Source organism: Vibrio sp. 1978, assembly GCF_033344345.1.
Window position 1 is genome coordinate 1 of record NZ_JAWPOP010000025.1, and the last position, 16,193, is coordinate 16,193.

Annotated in this window: 12 protein-coding genes and 1 tRNA gene; 8 read left to right on the forward strand and 5 right to left on the reverse strand. The window is 43.2% G+C overall.

The genetic code is table 11. The annotated features are described in order from the left end of the window. A tRNA-Tyr gene (locus R8N49_RS19610) sits at positions 1–67 on the reverse strand. A 292-nt stretch (positions 68–359) separates the two neighbouring features. Here R8N49_RS19610 and R8N49_RS19615 point away from each other — a divergent pair. After that, positions 360–1,454, forward strand: coding sequence for an efflux RND transporter periplasmic adaptor subunit (locus tag R8N49_RS19615; protein ID WP_042522142.1), 1,095 nt, complete (start codon positions 360–362; stop codon positions 1,452–1,454). Then, entirely contained in the window at positions 1,454–4,567 is a 3,114-nt protein-coding gene (gene vmeF / locus R8N49_RS19620; protein ID WP_042522140.1) for a multidrug efflux RND transporter permease subunit VmeF, read from the forward strand. Before R8N49_RS19615 ends, vmeF begins: the two co-directional genes overlap by 1 nt. 80 nt (positions 4,568–4,647) lie before the next feature. Here vmeF and R8N49_RS19625 read toward each other — a convergent pair whose 3' ends face one another. After that, positions 4,648–5,223 carry a porin family protein gene (locus R8N49_RS19625; RefSeq protein WP_318190057.1) on the reverse strand — a complete coding sequence of 192 codons (576 nt, stop codon included), beginning with the start codon at positions 5,221–5,223 and terminating at the stop codon, positions 4,648–4,650. A 214-nt stretch (positions 5,224–5,437) separates the two neighbouring features. On the opposite strand from R8N49_RS19625, the gene R8N49_RS19630 reads away from it, so the two are divergent. Beyond that, entirely contained in the window at positions 5,438–5,755 is a 318-nt protein-coding gene (locus R8N49_RS19630; RefSeq protein ID WP_005378586.1) for a DUF1244 domain-containing protein, read from the forward strand. Positions 5,756–5,816: 61 nt separating this feature from the next. On the opposite strand, the gene R8N49_RS19635 is transcribed toward R8N49_RS19630, so the two are convergent. Next, on the reverse strand, positions 5,817–6,911 hold the full coding sequence (locus R8N49_RS19635) for a PLP-dependent cysteine synthase family protein (protein WP_005389952.1): 1,095 nt from the start codon (positions 6,909–6,911) through the stop codon (positions 5,817–5,819). Between the two features lie 141 nt (positions 6,912–7,052). Here R8N49_RS19635 and R8N49_RS19640 point away from each other — a divergent pair, with 141 nt between their 5' ends. Both R8N49_RS19640 and R8N49_RS19645 read left to right on the forward strand, forming a co-directional pair. Beyond that, complete coding sequence (locus R8N49_RS19640) at positions 7,053–7,517, forward strand: Lrp/AsnC family transcriptional regulator (protein WP_025998626.1); 465 nt, start codon at positions 7,053–7,055, stop codon at positions 7,515–7,517. A gap of 456 nt (positions 7,518–7,973) precedes the next feature. Further along, positions 7,974–11,015 carry a cadherin repeat domain-containing protein gene (locus R8N49_RS19645; protein WP_186584404.1) on the forward strand — a complete coding sequence of 1,014 codons (3,042 nt, stop codon included), beginning with the start codon at positions 7,974–7,976 and terminating at the stop codon, positions 11,013–11,015. A gap of 68 nt (positions 11,016–11,083) precedes the next feature. Here R8N49_RS19645 and tesB read toward each other — a convergent pair whose 3' ends face one another. After that, positions 11,084–11,944: an acyl-CoA thioesterase II gene (tesB, locus tag R8N49_RS19650; protein ID WP_005378575.1), complete on the reverse strand. Its 861-nt coding sequence runs from the start codon at positions 11,942–11,944 to the stop codon at positions 11,084–11,086. A gap of 240 nt (positions 11,945–12,184) precedes the next feature. Between tesB and R8N49_RS19655 the strand changes: the two genes are divergently transcribed. Beyond that, complete coding sequence (locus R8N49_RS19655; RefSeq protein ID WP_005378572.1) at positions 12,185–12,619, forward strand: YbaY family lipoprotein; 435 nt, start codon at positions 12,185–12,187, stop codon at positions 12,617–12,619. 30 nt (positions 12,620–12,649) lie between these two features. On the opposite strand, the gene R8N49_RS19660 is transcribed toward R8N49_RS19655, so the two are convergent. After that, entirely contained in the window at positions 12,650–12,952 is a 303-nt protein-coding gene (locus R8N49_RS19660; RefSeq protein WP_005378570.1) for a DNA base-flipping protein, read from the reverse strand. A gap of 257 nt (positions 12,953–13,209) precedes the next feature. Between R8N49_RS19660 and R8N49_RS19665 the strand changes: the two genes are divergently transcribed. After that, positions 13,210–13,953, forward strand: a complete 744-nt coding sequence (locus R8N49_RS19665) for a hypothetical protein (protein WP_005389942.1) — start codon at positions 13,210–13,212, stop codon at positions 13,951–13,953. A gap of 152 nt (positions 13,954–14,105) precedes the next feature. Then, positions 14,106–16,109 carry a GGDEF domain-containing protein gene (locus tag R8N49_RS19670; protein ID WP_017634751.1) on the forward strand — a complete coding sequence of 668 codons (2,004 nt, stop codon included), beginning with the start codon at positions 14,106–14,108 and terminating at the stop codon, positions 16,107–16,109. Positions 16,110–16,193 lie beyond the last annotated feature (84 nt).

Below are 16,193 nucleotides of genomic sequence, written 5' to 3' on the forward strand. Positions count from 1 at the left end.
GGACGGATTCGAACCATCGAAGGCAGTGCCGGCAGATTTACAGTCTGCTCCCTTTGGCCACTCGGGAACCCCTCCAGAGGATTTTTATACTTAGTAAGATGTTTTCCCAACTCATCTCCCAAGTGCGGAGCGAATCATAGCAAACTCGCTCAGGCTGTAAAGCGTTTTTCTTACGTTTTTACGTTGAATGCTGTCTTTTTGGGCAAAGATGGTAGAAAGTCAGCGTTTTGTTTGTCCTTTGAACAGAAGAGAAGCGCGCTTTTTACTTGAATTTACACTACTTGACGTTAAACACCGTATCTACTGATAAACTGTAAGCAGTTTAATGACATAAGTTTATTCGTTTAGAAGTCAATATCATGAGCATGAAAGCCACGTTATCGTTATCTGTTTTAACGCTTTCTATATTACTGAGTTCTCCATCGGTTTGCGCTGCGATGCGAGGAGGCTCAGCGGTTACCGTTGTGACTGAACAAGTAGAAACGCACGAGATCAATCAATCCTTAACTCTTATCGGCAAATTAAAGGCAGCGGAGTCTGTGGTTGTCGCATCGGAAGTCGCCGGCAAAGTGAATCAAATCGCTGTTAAAGCGAATCAAAATGTTCAGCAAGACCAGTTATTAATTAAGTTAGATGACGATAAGGCTCAAGCCGCTTTGATTGAGGCAAAGGCGTATCTAAAAGATGAACAGCGTAAGTTAAAAGAGTTCCAACGTTTGGTTAAGCGGAATGCGATTACTCAAACTGAAATCGATGCACAAAAAGCCAGTGTTGAAATAGCACAAGCGAGGCTAGATGCTGCTCAAGCCAATTTAGCTGATCTCCATATTACTGCTCCATTTTCTGGCACTGTTGGTTTTATCGATTTTAGCCGCGGCAAAATGGTCAGTGCGGGTACTGAACTTTTGACGTTGGATGATCTTTCCGTCATGGAACTGGATTTACAAGTACCGGAGCGCTATTTATCGATGCTTTCTATTGGTATGGAAGTCATCGCTAAAACCAGTGCATGGGGTAGCCAGATCTTTACTGGTCAAGTCACAGGTATTGATACGCGTATCAGCGCCGAAACACTGAATCTTCGCGTGCGTATTGAGTTTGATAACCCAGAAAATCAATTGAAGCCGGGCATGTTGATGAACGCTTCACTAGCATTTCCTGCTATTAAGGCGCCAATCATTCCTGTTCAAGCGCTTGAATACTCCGGAACTAAACGTTTTGTATATGTAATTGATGAAAACAACAAAGCTACTCGTCAAGAAGTGTCGCTAGGTGCTCGTGTTGGTAACGAGGTGGTGATCGAATCTGGTGTTGATATTGGTGACAAGATTGTGGTTCAAGGCATTGTTAACATGCGTGATGGTGTCGAAGTGAAAGAAATTGTCGCGCCACTAAAAGCGAACACCACGGATGTGACACGCAATGACAGTGAATCGGATGAGGAAGAAAACTAATGTTACTGTCCGACGTTTCAGTTAAACGCCCTGTCGCGGCGTTGGTTCTGAGCATGCTGTTGTGTGTGTTTGGCTTTGTGTCATTCACCAAATTAGCCGTTCGTGAAATGCCTGATATAGAAAGCCCAGTCGTTTCTATCAGTACGCGTTATGAGGGTGCATCGGCGACTATTATTGAAAGCCAAATTACCTCCGTTTTGGAAGACCAGCTTTCTGGGATCAGTGGAGTTGATGAAATTAGCTCCACTACTCGTAACAGCATGTCGCGTATCACGATCACGTTTGAATTAGGTTACGATCTCAACACAGGTGTGAGCGACGTGCGTGATGCTGTGGCTCGTGCTCAGCGCTCGCTACCTGATGAAGCGGATGACCCTATTGTTTATAAGAACAATGGCTCGGGAGAGGCGTCGCTCTATATCAATCTCAGTTCTGCAGAGATGGACCGTACTCAATTAACCGATTATGCCGAACGTGTATTGATGGACCGCTTTAGCCTGATCTCTGGGGTTAGCTCCATTGATCTCTCCGGTGGTTTGTACAAGGTAATGTACGTGAAGCTTAAGCCAGAACTAATGGCTGGACGTTCAGTTACAGCTTCGGACATTACATCAGCTTTGCGAAGTGAGAACCTAGAAAGCCCAGGTGGTGAAGTTCGCAACGACTCAACGGTAATGTCCGTGCGTACGGCTCGTACTTATAACACGCCTGAAGATTTTCAATATCTTGTCATTAAACGCGCAAGCGACAATACACCTATCTATTTAAAAGATGTAGCAGATGTCTTCATTGGTGCAGAAAACGAAAACTCAACCTTCAAAAGTGATGGTGTAGTAAACATCAGTCTTGGTGTGGTACCGCAGTCAGACGCAAACCCGTTAGAGGTTGCGAAGCTGGTTAGGTCTGAAGTCGATAACATCCAGAAGTTCTTACCAGAAGGTACACGTCTTGCGATAGATTACGACGCGACAGTATTTATCGAGCGTTCAATCGAAGAGGTGTACAGCACGCTATTTATCACGGGCGGCTTGGTGATTTTGGTGTTGTACATTTTCATCGGCCAAGCTCGTGCAACCTTAATTCCTGCGGTTACGGTACCTGTTTCTCTGATTTCTTCGTTCATTGCCGCGTACTACTTTGGGTTTTCTATCAACTTGATCACCTTGATGGCGTTGATATTATCGATTGGTTTGGTGGTGGATGACGCAATTGTGGTTGTAGAGAATATCTTCCACCATATTGAACGCGGTGAATCGCCATTACTCGCCGCATATAAAGGCACAAGAGAGGTTGGTTTTGCTGTTATAGCAACAACATTAGTGCTGGTGATGGTGTTCTTACCGATCTCCTTTATGGATGGCATGGTAGGTCTACTATTTACAGAGTTTTCTGTATTGCTGGCTATGTCGGTCATATTCTCCTCTTTGATTGCCCTGACGCTGACTCCTGTATTAGGTAGTCAGATTTTGAAAGCGAATGTAAAACCAAATCGATTCAATGAAGCGGTTGATCGCTTGTTTAGCAAGCTTGAGAGTGGCTATCGCGCATTATTGAAAGGTGCATTGAAAGTACGTTGGGCTGCTCCGCTGGTGATTCTAGCTTGTTTGGGCGGTAGCTATTTCTTGATGAATCAGGTACCGGCTCAGCTGACCCCACAAGAAGATCGCGGTGTGATATTCGCGTTTGTGCGCGGTGCAGATGCTACGTCGTACAATCGTATGTCAGCCAATATGGATATTGTCGAAGACCGATTGATGCCATTACTAGGGCAAGGTTATCTGAAGTCATTCAGTATCCAAACGCCAGCGTTTGGTGGCCAGGCAGGAGACCAGACAGGCTTTGTGATCATGATTCTAGAAGATTGGAACGAACGTGATATCACGGCTCAGCAAGCCCTTAACAAAGTACGGAAAGAATTGGCGGGTATCCCAGATGTTCGAGTGTTCCCATTTATGCCAGGTTTCCAAGGTGGTTCGAGTGAGCCAGTTCAGTTCGTATTAGGCGGCTCTGATTACGATGAGCTCGTTGTTTGGGCTGAAATGCTAAAGAACAAAGCAGAAGAATCACCAATGATGGAAGGAGCAGAGATAGATTACTCGGAAAAAACGCCTGAGTTATTGGTTACAGTTGACCGACAGCGTGCCGCAGAGCTAGGAGTCAGTGTTAAAGACATTTCTGACACCCTAGAAATCATGCTCGGTGGTAAAAGCGAAACGACTTATGTTGAGCGTGGCGAAGAGTACGATGTGTATCTTCGCGGTGATGAAAATAGCTTTAATAATGCTGCAGATTTAAGTCAGATTTATCTGCGCACGAATAGCGGTCAGCTAGTGACGTTAGATGCGGTCACAAAAATTGAAGAAGTGGCGGCCTCTATTCGTCTTTCTCACTACAACAAACAGAAGTCCATCACTATTACTGCCAACCTGTCGGAAGGTTATACATTAGGAGATGCGCTGAGTTACCTAGACCAGGAAGCCATCGACAACTTACCGGGTGACATTTCGGTGAGTTATTCGGGGGAGTCGAAAGACTTTAAAGAGAACCAAGCGAGTGTTGCTGTTGTGTTTGCATTGGCACTACTAGTGGCGTATCTCGTGTTGGCGGCTCAGTTTGAAAGCTTCGTAAACCCGTTAGTGGTCATGTTTACGGTGCCGATGGGTGTATTTGGTGGCTTCCTTGGTTTGGTTATTATGGGCCAAGGTATGAACATTTATAGCCAGATTGGCATGATCATGTTGATTGGTATGGTGACGAAAAACGGTATTTTGATCGTAGAATTTGCCAATCAGCTACGTGATCGTGGCGTTGGGTTTGAAAAAGCGATCATTGATGCAGCTGCGCGACGTCTACGTCCAATCTTGATGACTGCGTTTACCACACTTGCTGGCGCAATTCCGTTGATAGTATCGACAGGGGCGGGTTATGAGAGCCGTATTGCCGTGGGTACGGTAATCTTTTTCGGGATGGGGTTTGCGACATTGGTGACCTTGTTTGTTATCCCGGCAATGTACCGATTGATTTCGGCGAAAACACAAGCACCAGGTCATGTAGAAGCAGAGTTAAACAAAGCAATTAGCCATGATACGAAGGGCCGTATAGCGCACCCTTAAATCAAACGTTAAAACATAAAAGCCGAGGTAATAACCTCGGCTTCTCTTTATCGGTTTAAAGTTAGCTCGGAAGCGTTCGATTAGAAGCGTTTCCCTAGGCTGATTTGTACACCTTCGTAGCTGTCGTAAAAATCTTCAAAACCCATATCCGCGACATTATAAATGTACTCTGCGCGTAACCAGATATCTTTGCTCATATCCCAATGGACACCAGCACCGATGTTGAATAGCACGCCTGAATCATCTGTGACTTTTTGTTCGTTTGGAACATACATTTCAGCTTGAGTGCCAAGCGCAGTTACGCGACCAAACAGTGACAGCGGCGTATCGCCTAAGTTATCACTTGTTACAACAGCAGACATACCTGCTTGGTAATAGTGAAGATCTAAGTCAGTTTTTAGAGCATCGTTCTTAAGTTCATTTTGTGAATAGCGCAGAACCCCTTCAAACGCGAGGTATTGGTTTACATGGTAACCCCAGCCCACTGTGATATGTGGTGTTGACCACTCATTGTCTCTATCCGAGCCGAAGTACGGTGTATCAAAACCAACGTTACCAGTACCCAGATAAAAATAAGATTGATGAGCTTGTTCTTGAGCAGCTAAAGTTGGCACGCTAATGGTCAAGGCAGACAATAATAGAATGGCGTTTTTCATAACTAGACGATAACCTTGGTAAAAGACCGTTGTAATGATTTGTTTAAATGTTAATTTAATCAATAGGATGGATGGTAATTATCATATCAGCTTTTATCAAAGGTAGTGATTTTAGAATGGGAATTGTTGCGCTAAAGCATACTTCTTACTCATGACTACCGACTAACTAGATATGGTGACGAAAGCTAGTTAAATAAGAGAGAAGGAAAGGAAAGTGGCTGAATTCAAATACAAAAACTTGACTCAAGAAGAACAAGATAAGTTAGACGCGGCGACATTTCGCCGTTTATTGGCGCATTTAGATGCCAACAAAGACGTACAAAACATCGACCTGATGATCCTTGCGGGCTTCTGTCGCAACTGCTTTAGCAAATGGTATAAATCTGAGGCTGAAAATCTCGGTTTGGATTTAGATATTGATGACGCTCGCGAACGTGTTTACGGCATGACTTACGATGAATGGAAACAAAATCATCAACCAGCGGCAACGCCAGAACAATTGGCTGCGTTTGAAGCGCGCCAGAAAAAGTAAAACCCAGCGATAAAAACAGCCCGCATGAAGTTGGGCTGTTTTTTAAAGTCCAGTTTGCACGTTAAGCGTTAGTTGAGCCGCAACAAGCTGGCTCAACGCAACCTTTTGCTTGAATGACTTCGAGTTGAGCTAAGTAAGGTTGAATATCGCCGATGTTCTCTTTTACCCATGTTAAGTCATAATACGTATCTAGGTAACGCTCTCCAGAATCACATAGAAGCGTCACGATAGAACCCTTCTCACCGCGTTGTTTCATCTCACAAGCCAATTGCAGCACACCGTAAAGATTGGTGCCTGTTGATGCGCCGACTTTACGCCCAATCAGCTGAGATACCCAATGGGCGGTTGCCACACTGGCTGCGTCTGGAATTTTGCGCATTTCATCAATGACACCAGCAATAAAGCTTGGTTCGACACGTGGTCGCCCGATACCTTCAATTTTGCTGCCAGTATCGCCTTTCAATGAGTGATTTCCTGACTGGAAAGCATCGTAAAACACTGAGTTTTCAGGGTCTACCACGCAAAGCTTAGTGTCGTATTTTTGGTAACGAATAAAACGGCCAATGGTTGCTGATGTGCCACCTGTTCCAGGACTCATCACTACCCAGCTAGGAATCGGGTGATCTTCTAACTCCATTTGGCTAAAGATAGAGTTCGCGATGTTGTTGTTACCGCGCCAGTCAGTCGCACGTTCAGCATAAGTAAACTGATCCATGTAGTGACCATTTAACTCTTGAGCCAAGCGTCGAGACTCGTCATAAATCTGATCTGATCGTTCAACAAGGTGCGCTTTACCACCGTAAAATTCAATTTGTTCGATCTTTTTACGTGCAGTGGTTTTCGGCATGACGGCAATGAACGGTAAGCCAAGTAAACGCGCAAAATACGCTTCCGAAACGGCAGTGCTGCCTGAGGACGCCTCGATTACAGTGGTTTCAGGACCAATCCATCCATTACAAATAGCGTAAAGAAATAATGAGCGCGCCAATCGGTGTTTCAGAGAGCCTGTTGGATGCGTGCTCTCATCTTTTAGGTAGATATCGATACCATCAAGAGAAGGCAGTTCAAGTTTAAATAAATGAGTATCAGCAGAACGTTGGAAGTCTGCTTCAATTTTACGCACTGCATTGTTGATCCAATTGTGGTCAGTACACATGGCGTCTCTCCTTGGGGAAATCGATAGATAAGTATTAGATAGGGATAATTTATCTATAATTTTCGAGAAAAACTTTGCTATTGTTACTCTTAATAAAGGTTTTTGTAGAAAAATTTTCTACATTTTATGGGTTTTATAGAAATGAGTTTAGATCGAATAGATAAGCAGCTGCTTGCTTTACTACAAACCGACAGCACCTTGTCATTAAATGACGTGGCTGAGCGAGTCAATCTTACTACAACACCATGCTGGAAGCGCTTGAAAAGGTTGGAAGAAGAGGGCTACATCGAAAAACGCGTGGCGTTGTTAAGTGCAGAAAAGCTCGAGCTATCTTTCATTGCATTTGTTCAGTTAAAAACGATTGATCATTCCGAAGGTTGGTATCACCATTTTGTTACAACTGTGAGTGACTTTCCTGAGGTAATGGAGTTTTATCGTATGGCTGGCGAGTATGACTACATGATGAAAGTACTAGTCAAAGATATGAAGTGTTTTGACGAATTCTATAAGCGGTTAGTTAATAGCGTAAAAGGGCTATCTAATGTGACTTCAACATTTGCTATGGAGTCCATTAAATACACAACAGAGTTACCAATCCTAAAATAACTCGCCCTATAAGAATTCTATCTAATGTTAATTCTACCTTTTAGTATTTTAAATGTTAAAAGGTAGTTTTATTATGCTTTTAAAACTATTTCCTACCAGATTTTTATAAATATAAACGATATTTATTCTCTCTTCTATTTTTCATTAACCATTTGTTTTTACAGTCCATTAATCCTATACATCATAATGAAAGAAAAAATAACGCAATTTTTTCTCTTTCTTTTTCATGTTTTATTTTATTGAATATTAATTTTTACTAAATTAATGGAAGAGTTTGATTTAAACGTTTGCTTTTTGTGTTTTCATGTAATTTGGTCGCTATTTTTGAGTATTTGTTTTTAGGATTAATACAGTAGCAATTACTTAAGTAATAAAGTACTCAAAAATGGGGATAGTGATTAATAAAACATCGTATTATTATCGCCCCATCTTGTATGTAACAAAGTATTACTAAAAATGAACAGAAATTACTATTTGCTTTTTCTCGCAGCTTTACTCGCTGGCTGTGGCGGTGGGGGAGACTCTAAGCCGAACAATACGAAGACACCAACTACGGTAACAAAGCAGAACCGTCCGCAATTAAAAGTGGAAGACACGGTGTTGAAGTTTGAAGGAGTGGGAACGGTTACTGAAGCAAAACTGAGCAATGTACATGGGTCGGTATCTTACCAAGTCATTGACTCTAATCCGCCAAATGTCGTGAAAATTAATGACTCAGGAATACTACAAATTCTGCGCCCAGGAACGGCGACGATTCTTGCTACAGATAGTAGCTCTGCTTATGAATCTTCTGAAGCAAGATTTTCTGTCACTGTAGAGCGAGGCATCAATACTGAACTTTCAGTGAGTGATCTGAATTTCAATGCGATTGAGTCAGAAGGAAAAGCGTTGATCGTCCGTGGCCAAAAAGGCGAACTGAGTTATGAGGTAGAAAGTGGTCATAACTTGATTCGTGTTGATGAGAACGGTTCGGTATATTCATTAGGTTCAGTTGGTCAGGCATCGGTGCTGATTACTGATTCAGGTAACGACTTTTACTTGCCGAAACAAGTTCGCGCTACGGTTAAACTGCATGCAGTAGCTCCGGGGCAATTACAGTTCGCTTTGCTTGAAGACGAGTATCGAGAAGGGTTGACGTTAGAACCAGTGCGTTTAGATAAAGCTCAAACGCAACGTATTTCTTACAAAATTATAAATAGCGTACCAGACAGCAAGGTGGCCGAGTTGCTAGACCCTGAAACGGGTTTGCTTCTTGTTCATAATGTTGGGCAATTAACGGTTGAAGCGACAGCAACTTACAGCGACGCGTTTCTGGATAAACAGCAAACAGCGCAATTTTTTGTGGATGTAAAACAAGGCAAGCGTCAAGAAATCAGCGCAGCGGATATCGTCACAACTTATGAGGAAGGTGGACGAATTTTCCCTAAGGTGACGAACGCCTACGGTGACTATGAGCTGAGAATCATTCGTGGTGAAGACGTTGTTGCTAAAACAGAAAATGGTGAAGCATTACTGATCAAAGGTGTTGGTGCTGCTGAAGTGGAAATTTACGAGCATGATATGCGTAATTATCCTGCAAGCAAAACTCGTTTTGATCTTGAAGTTAATCGCGCGCCTCATCCCGTTATAAAAGACATTGAAATGCCGCTTACCTATCAACCAAATCTTTCAATCCCTCTGGCGTTTAAAGGGCAAAAAGGTAACGTAAATCTAGTTAGCAGCTTACCTAATGGCTTACGAATGACTGACGGCAAGTTGGAGGTAGTGACTGCGGGTGAGTACGGCCTTAAGTTTGAAGACGATGGTGGGGAGTTCTACCAACCTATTCAATTTAATGTCGTCATTAAAGTTGCAAAGGCTGAAGGCCAACCGATGGCAACGCACGATTATGACGTTGTGTACAGCAACAAATACAGTTTTGATCTTCACCGTGATTTTGGTTTGAGTGCTGACGAGCAAATTGAGATTGTAGATAACACCGCACCAGATGTTGTCGGTGGTTTTAGTGAAGGACGTCTCCATGTGTATAAAGCGGGTAAAGCGACGCTAACTGTGCGCAGAAAAGAGAGCGCGAATTATACTGTTGGTCCTGATCAAAAAGTCTATGTGACAATTTTGAGTGCGCCGAGCCGAATTGAAGTTCAATCCGATGTGGAAGAGATTTGGAAGGTTGGCCAAACATTTGTTGCGCCGAAAATCTCTGGTACGGTTGGAGAAGTTACGTACCGATTTGCAGACAACGCTGCAACAGATGTGGTTTCCTTAAACAGCCAAACGGGTGCCATGCAAATTCTTAACGCGGGTAGCACAAAAATTATTGTTTCGGATGCGGGGGACGACAAAGTGGATCCGGGTGAAAGTAGTTTCTCGGTCACGATTAAACAAGGCACAAACCCTGTATCGGTTACTTACCCAACGGTAGAATTCTCCGCTGGTAGTGTTATCTCACCAGTGATGAGTGGTGGGACTGCGAAGGCAAGTTACCGTCTTATTAACCAAAAAGACCCTGTGGTCGAGCTAGTTTCTCCTGATACAGGGCGTTTGAAAATCCTGCATGCAGGCACGTACCAATTAGAGGTTACTCTTACTGGGCGCAACTACAAAGCTAAAACAATCGTCGTAAATGGCACTATTAACAAAGCGAATCACCCTGGTTTAAGTGCTTCTACAATGAAGGTGGAATTTGAACCATTTAAAAAGGTTAAGCTAGACTTTGGTACACCAATAGGAAACCGCAGCTATCAAATATCCAGCTCAACAATTAAAGGAGTCGCTTCATTAGATGTTGATAAGGAAGAGCTGACGTTACTTGACCTCCCACCAGTAAAAAGACGTTGGATTTCTCTCGACGTTTCGGAAGGAGAATCTCGAGATTACAAAGCGTTGGAAAGTAAGAAAGTCCAGCTGTATCTAAGCTTTGCAGATGAAGGTGTTGCGGATCAATATACATTGCTTGAAACTGAACAAACAGTATTGTTTAGCACGCTAAATGCACGTGAGTTTTCTAACTTAGAAGAAAGTGAGTTTGGTTTGATGAACGTTCGTTCAGTGCGAGAGCCAACGGACGAAGAATTGAAATTATACGGCAAAGGTAAGATTGCACTACTTGCATTCAAGCCGGTGGGTAACGATGACCAAACTCTAATAAAAGGAGCGTGGGTACACTTAGCTCGATTTGATGGATGTACATCAGAGCTGTTCGAAGATGATCTCAAGCCTTTTGAAGCAATTGACTATGATGACCCAGGGTACTGCACCAACGGCAGCACGATTCGTATGACTCGGTTCTTAATAATTGATGACTCGAAGATGGAAAAGGTAGAGTATGAGTTAGTAGCACCTGTGATTACTTACCGTCGTGGGGTTCGTGAATTTTTAGCAACGAATAAAGGTGGATTCTATGCCGACCCAAATGTCATTTACGGGAAAGGCGAATATGGTTACCCGAAATCACTTTACGAATGGTCGGTTATTAACATGAAGTATCAACCAAATTAATCATCGTTTGATACCCCTTAAAAAAGGAGTGCGGAACAGCACTCCTTTTTTCGTCTGGCGAACACGAGCTATTTCGTGTAGCGCATCACCCCTTCTTGCACGGCGGTCGCCACTAAGTGACCTTGCTGGTTGTATATTTCGCCACGGACCAACCCACGAGTATTGCTCGCCGTTGGGCTCTCTATCGCATATAGAAGCCATTCATCCATCTTAAACGGACGATGGAACCAGATAGAGTGGTCAATGGTGGCCACTTGAAAGTTAGGCGTCATTAATGAGACTTCATGTGGATGCATTGCTGTCACAAGGAATCCCCAATCGGATGCGTAGGCCAGAAGGTACTGGTGAATTAGCTGATTCTCTGGCATTTCACCATTAGCACGAATCCAAAGGTACTGTTTGGGTTCTGCTTTTTTGGGCTTCAAAGGGTTGATAACCGTAACGGGGCGAGTTTCGATTGGCTTTTCCCCGCAAAATGTTTTGCGTAAGCGTTTGGGTAGAAATTCTGCAATATGGCTTGCGAGCTCACTCTCTGAGGCAAAGTTTTCTGGACCAGGGATATCTGGCATTTCTTTTTGATGATCAAACCCAGGTTGATCGCCATGGTAGGATGCGGTTAGGTAAAAAATAGGGCGTCCATTTTGAATTGCTTTTACGCGTCTAGTGCTAAAGCTACGGCCATCTCTCAGATTTTCTACATCATAAATAATAGGTTTTTCTGGATCGCCAGGGTACAAAAAATAGCTATGGAAGGAGTGTACCGTGCGTGTTTCTTCAACGGTGTAGCGCGCAGCAGAAAGCGCTTGCCCAATTACTTGACCGCCATAAACTTGAGGCAAACCTAGGTTTTCACTTTGGCCACGAAACAAGCCTTCTTCTAATTTTTCGAGTTGTAGTAGGCTGAGCAATTCTCGTAGTGGTTTACTCATTGTGTCTCCTCACCGTTGTCTTTCATTCCAAGTTACCTCAACAGCCTCACTCTTGTGAAGTGGCATAGTTAAGAACTATTGAGTAACTTAGAAATAGTATTGTTCCAATTATGAAACAAAATCAATTGTTTGATAAATTCTAACTCAGTCAAACTATTGTCAAATAAAGTGACAGGAAGCAGACAGTTTTATATTCCACACCTATAATTGCCTCGGTTTAATGCTCTTTTCGAGGAATATATGAAAAAAACACTACTACTTGTTACTTCTCTACTCTTTGGGGCTGCGTTAGTGGGTTGCCAAACTTCTCAAAATACAGAAATGGAATCTACAGAAGCGTCAATGAAGACGATTACAGGTACAGTGGCTTATCGCGAGCGGATTGCCTTGCCACCAAACGCAGTGGTTACTATTGCGTTAGAAGATGTGTCCTTGGCGGATGCGCCAGCAAAAGTGTTGGCGAAACAGACATTCGAAACAGAAGGTAAGCAAGTTCCTCTTTCTTTTGAGTTGAGTTACGACAGCAATGAAATCAAACCAAACCATCGTTACAGCGTTCGTGCTCGCATTGAGGTAGATGGAAAGCTGCGTTTTATCAGCGACACACATAACGGTGTTATTACAGATGAAGCACAAACTCACCAATTAGATATTCGTCTAGTTGGAACACGTTAATACGACGTACTGAGAACAAAAAATGGCAGCTTAAGGCTGCCATTTGTATTTTTTAAGTGAAGTTTTGCCAACTTCCGATACTTCAATCCCTTCTGCTTCTAATTTCTTTTTTTGTCGCTCTAAGTCTCTGCCTTTTAAAGATATTTTTCCTTGGCTATTTACCACTCTAAACCAGGGGAGTTTACTGCCTTCTGGTAAGTTGCCCAGTGCTTTACCAACATGTCTCGCATAGCCCGGATAACCGGCCATTTTGGCAATTTCCCCATAGGTGGAGACTTTTCCTTTTGGAATTTGGTGAATTACAGCAAAGATTTGCGCTAAAAATTGGTCCATACTCAAAAGTGTCTATTTTGGGTTACTAAGGAATGGTAAACCATTGGACTTGTATATTGCTAACGGTTCTTAACCCTTGTGTTGCCAGCGACTCACTTTGAAGAATTACATTTTCTGTTCTTTAGTGTCGTTGGTTGATGAGCCTTAAACAGCATGAAGCAAACGCAAGCTAAGCTTGAATCTAGACCCTCTCAACGACTTTCAATCCCAGTTTTTGCCGTTGAGTTACCAAGTAGGTGGGGAAGCCAGGAGGCGCTATGATTTTATCGACACTTCAATTTTTCGTTACGACCTTACTCGCTGTTGTCTGTGTTCGGGCGATGAGTTTGAGCGAGGGTGACATTCCCGTTCTTGCACTTATGATCCCCGCGCTGTGGGTTCTGCCACAAGGTGGGTTCGCTGGCTTAGTATTGCTGGGCGCGATGATGGCTTTTGGTGCGACACTCTCAATGCAGCCAATTGCTTTGTCGGTTGGTGTTTTGATCCTTTTCCCACTTTTAATGGTGGTATTTTCTCGTAGAAGCTCTTTAGGTGTGTTGCTCACCGCTGGTCTTATTGTACTTACACTGCAAGTTGGTCTTATGGTCACACAGCAAGGCGGTAAGCTGGATGGTTCTGCTTGGGTTACAGTGGTTCAAACCATTGCGGTTATGGCGATGTGGTGGTCGGCTGCGCATTGGACGCCATCCAATAAACACAGCTGGTGGCCGTTGTTTTTGTTGCTCCCATTGTGGATTGCAGGCCTACCGTACGCCGTTCTTATGGCGTTAAGTTTGACGGGAATGTTAGCGTCAATGGAAGCACTTGCGAAGCTTCAACATACCATTCGTTGGAGCAAATTATTATGTTGGACATTGCCGACTGTGGGTTTTGCCGCTTTAGTCGTCAGCCCGACCACGGATGTGCCAAACCCTGTTTTCGTGGTTTGGATCTGTTTGTTAGGGACGGCTTGGATGACTGACTATATTTTACGTAGTAGCGATGAACAGGCTGAATTATGAGTTTTTAGTCAGGTAAAAAGTGACATGTGCGGCAGAGTATCGAATTGGTTGTGGAACAAAATGGAGATTAGTATATGTTCTTCATTTCATATTTACTACACTTCCAATAATAATAACCACAATATAAGTGGTTGATTTAAGATAAGTTTGTCATGACAACTTTTGCTCGAACACTGTTGCTTTTTGCATGTTGCCTCTTGAGTTTGAATGTAAAAGCCGAAGCCCCTTTAATTGCTCATTATAAAGTCGCGACTGAAGCGGATGATGTCGTCACTCGTGTTCTTTTCAATGCTGCTTCAAAGGAGTTTGGCTTTACCGTTCAATACGTGAACTACTCCAGCTTTGATGCCATTCTAAATTCAGTAGCGAATGGGGAAGCGGACTTTGCTGCGAATATCACTTACACACAAGAACGTGCTCAACGTTTTAGTTATTCCCGCCCAACAAATATCGAATATACCTACCTCTTTGGTTTAAAAGATTCGACGTTGAGTGACATTTCGCGTGTTGGCGTCCCCAAAGATACAGTTTATGCCCAATTACTTAAACAACACTACCCTGAGCTAGAACAGATCTCTTATCAAGGTCACGAACAAGCAGTAACACTGCTACGTTCAGGTGCTGTGGATGGCGTTGTCGATGCCATTAACCAGCTCAAGCCGATGCTGATGGAGGGGTTTGACGCCAAGATGCTCAATGATCAGATTTCGATAAAGCCCGTATCCATCATCAGTAAAAAAGATCATCATCTTGAAGAGTTGGACACGTTCGCTACGTTTATTCACGGGGAAGCGGTGCAAAAGCAGCTTCGCGAAGAAATTTCCCAGTATCAATTTGAATTAAGGCGAGCAGCGTTGCGTGATTCTATTCGTTTATTACCCCTTGATTTTAATGAACCAATACGGATTAAGCTCGAATCTATCTTTCCATATGTTGTATACAACGCAGATGGTAGTGTCGAAGGGATGACGGCTGATGTAGTCCTGAGAAGCTGTGAGATCTTGGCTTTAAACTGCTTGATCATTAGTGAGCCTGGTGAAAGCTGGGGTTCTATGTACCATGAGTTTATCCAAGGTAATTTCGAAATTTTGGCGCCGTTAACGGTCAGCCGTGAGCGGCGCGCATTTAGCTACTTTCCAAAGCCCCATTACGCGCCAGCATCGGTGATGGTCAAGCGTTTAGGTTACAAACCGAGCACATACTCTCATGTTTCACAGTTGATATCTGAGCGGATTGGCGTAGTTAAGGATGACTTTTTCGATCAAATGATGACGCAACTGTTACCGCTAAAAGAACTCAAACGTTATCGTACCCAACAAGAGCTCATTCAGGGGCTACTAAATGAAGAAGTCGATTACATTCCGATGGATACGGCGATGCTCAATCATTTTTTACGTCTCAGTGAATTGGTTCCGATAGAGCAGGATACCGCTATTGGCGAGTTTTATGAGTCACAACTCTCTGTTGGATTGGTCGCGAATGAAAAAGGAGCCATGCTTGCGCCTTTCTTCAGTCGAGCGATAGCGATGTTAGAAGTTGATAAGATCATTGCTCAGTACGATGTACGCCCAGATTGGCGTACCGCACTTGAATATGAGATTCGATTAGCGACGCAAACACAAGCTGTGTTTATCTTTGTATTATTGTTTGCTATTTGTGTTTCGCTTTATCTTTACCGTCAATCGAACACTGACAACTTAACAGGGTTAAGGAATCGTCGTGCGTTGCAAGTAAAGTATCGAAAAGGAGTAAACAAAGATCTATCCATACTTTACTTAGACATTAATCATTTCAAACGAATCAATGACACTTATGGTCATCGCGCTGGGGACGAAGTTTTACAACTACTGGCGCTAAAAATTCATTATGTCTGGTCGGGAAGATGTTATCGAATTGGAGGGGATGAGTTCATATTACTGGGTTATCCTACGCAAGCCGAGTTAACTAGAGCAATGAGAGAGCTCAGTAGAATCGATGTGAAAGGCAAATTATGTAGTGATTTGGAGTCTATAAGTATCTCTATTGGTTTCTCTGCAAAAAGGGAACGGCACATGAGCTTAGAGCAAGCGATGCATTTGGCTGATGAAGACATGTACATGAGTAAGCAGTCCTCACGGCACGACTCCTCTTATCGTGACTGCACGGTTTCATCATAAAGGAATGAATTGATCGAGTTTTGTTCAAACGGTAATGAAATGATGAAATTCAAGGTTTTTGCTCTTGCATTATGAGAGCTGATA

Bases quoted from the DNA above. Each gene is read 5' to 3' on its own strand.
- R8N49_RS19615 (WP_042522142.1), top strand. From the start codon at position 360: ATGAGCATGAAAGCCACGTTATCGTTATCTGTTTTAACGCTTTCTATA.
- vmeF (WP_042522140.1), top strand. From the start codon at position 1,454: ATGTTACTGTCCGACGTTTCAGTTAAACGCCCTGTCGCGGCGTTGGTT.
- R8N49_RS19625 (WP_318190057.1), bottom strand. From the start codon at position 5,223: ATGAAAAACGCCATTCTATTATTGTCTGCCTTGACCATTAGCGTGCCA.
- R8N49_RS19635 (WP_005389952.1), bottom strand. From the start codon at position 6,911: ATGTGTACTGACCACAATTGGATCAACAATGCAGTGCGTAAAATTGAA.
- R8N49_RS19640 (WP_025998626.1), top strand. From the start codon at position 7,053: ATGAGTTTAGATCGAATAGATAAGCAGCTGCTTGCTTTACTACAAACC.
- R8N49_RS19645 (WP_186584404.1), top strand. From the start codon at position 7,974: ATGAACAGAAATTACTATTTGCTTTTTCTCGCAGCTTTACTCGCTGGC.
- tesB (WP_005378575.1), bottom strand. From the start codon at position 11,944: ATGAGTAAACCACTACGAGAATTGCTCAGCCTACTACAACTCGAAAAA.
- R8N49_RS19655 (WP_005378572.1), top strand. From the start codon at position 12,185: ATGAAAAAAACACTACTACTTGTTACTTCTCTACTCTTTGGGGCTGCG.
- R8N49_RS19660 (WP_005378570.1), bottom strand. From the start codon at position 12,952: ATGGACCAATTTTTAGCGCAAATCTTTGCTGTAATTCACCAAATTCCA.
- R8N49_RS19665 (WP_005389942.1), top strand. From the start codon at position 13,210: ATGATTTTATCGACACTTCAATTTTTCGTTACGACCTTACTCGCTGTT.
- R8N49_RS19670 (WP_017634751.1), top strand. From the start codon at position 14,106: ATGACAACTTTTGCTCGAACACTGTTGCTTTTTGCATGTTGCCTCTTG.